Source organism: Kitasatospora sp. NPDC036755, assembly GCF_040636595.1.
Taxonomy (GTDB): Bacteria; Actinomycetota; Actinomycetes; order Streptomycetales; family Streptomycetaceae; genus Kitasatospora.
On sequence record NZ_JBEZUT010000668.1, the window covers coordinates 1 to 1,482 of the forward strand.

A 1,482-nucleotide genomic window follows, 5' to 3' on the forward strand; every position below is an offset into this window, starting at 1 on the left:
ACTATTTACAACCATACCATGTATTAGGTTTTGCTTGGGTTTGTGTATGGTGTTCTGTGGTGTGCTCTTCCGATCGGGGCGGGGGGGGGGCCCGGCCGCCCGTCCGGACCGGTCCGGACGGTGGGGCGGTGGGCGAGCGCGGCGCGGCCGAGATCGGTCAGCAGGGCGGGCTCGACGGTGCTGGAGTGGGCGTAGTCGGCGTCCTGGTAGCCGATCACCCGGTTCGCCCAGTCCAGCAGCAGCCCCCGGTCCTGCTCCGGCACACCCATCACCCGGGCCAGCGTCCACACCGGCAGGTCCGCGGCGAGCCGGACGAAGTCCGCGCCGCCCGCGGGCCGCACCTCCTCGACCAGCTCCCGCACCCGGCCGTCGACCGCCTCCGCCAACTCCGCCAGGGCCCGCGGAATGAAGGCCGCGGCGACGATCCGGCGCAGCCGCGAGTGGTCCGGCGGATCCTGGTTGAGCATCATCGCCCGGGCGAACTCCAGGTCCGCCGGGGTGTCGGGGTCGCGGATCTGGGTGGCGCCCAGGTGCGAGGAGAACAGCTCGGGGCTGCGCAGCACGTGCTTCACGTCCGCGTGCCGCAGCACCGCCCAGTACCCCGGCCCGTCCGGCCAGCCGCCGACCGACGGCTCCTCGACCCGGCAGACGGGCGCGGATTCGCGCAGTTCCCGCAGGAGTTCGTACGGAACGCCGCGGGCGTAGGTGTCCGGAAGGAAGATCTGGTTCACGCGCGCCTGATCGGGGGTCACGTGGAGGGACGGTACGGCAGAGCCGTCCCGGTGTCATGGACGGTGACGAGTCGTCCGGTTCCGGCGGGGACGTCGGTCCGCCCGGTCACCGCCTCGGCCCGGGGCGCCGAACGGGCTGGTCAGCGCCCTGTTATGGGATGGCACGGCACGTGGGCGTCCCGCTAGACTCCGCCCGCTCGACCACATGTGTGGTTTCCGTGAGCACGACCTGCCCGAACCGGGGGGAATGGATGAACGTGCTGCCGATCGGCAGACGAGTACGTCGGAAACGAGGCCGGGGCGCAGCCGCAGCCGCCTCCGGAGCCCTCCTGCTGGCCGTTCTGGCCTCGCTGGTGGGCCAGACCGCGCCGGCCGGGGCGGTGGAGGCCGCGCCGACGCCGGCCCCCTCGCCGCGGGCGGGCGCACCGGCGGACCCGAGCCCGACCGCGAACCCGACCGCGAACCCGAGCCCGGCCCCGAGCGCGGCGCCGGACCGGAAGGCCGACCAGGACGCCCTCGCCCGCGAGCTGCGCGAGGCCGCCACGAACGACCCGTGCCCGGCGGCGCTCCAGCCCGGCACGGTGACGAACTGCGCCGTCGGCCAGGGCGAGATCGCCGCCTTCGGCATCACCCTGCCGCAGCAGAAGGACCTGCTGCTCGTGCAGATCGTCGCCACCCAGGACGTGTCCAACCCGACCGTGCTCGCGCCGGACGGCACCACCGTGACCTGCGACGACCCGGTCGGCCCCGG

General features: G+C 73.6%; 1 protein-coding gene and 1 pseudogene. One reads left to right on the top strand and one right to left on the bottom strand.

Annotated features, from left to right (window positions below; all coding sequences use genetic code 11):
• Nucleotides 1-23: 23 nt before the first annotated feature.
• Nucleotides 24-752 (bottom strand): hypothetical protein, encoded by a 729-nt coding sequence (locus tag AB0E96_RS41090; RefSeq protein WP_359831940.1) that lies wholly within the window; start codon nucleotides 750-752, stop codon nucleotides 24-26.
• Nucleotides 753-982: 230 nt separating this feature from the next.
• Between AB0E96_RS41090 and AB0E96_RS41095 the strand changes: the two are divergent.
• Nucleotides 983-1,482, top strand: a pseudogene (locus AB0E96_RS41095) (hypothetical protein); the annotation flags it as partial.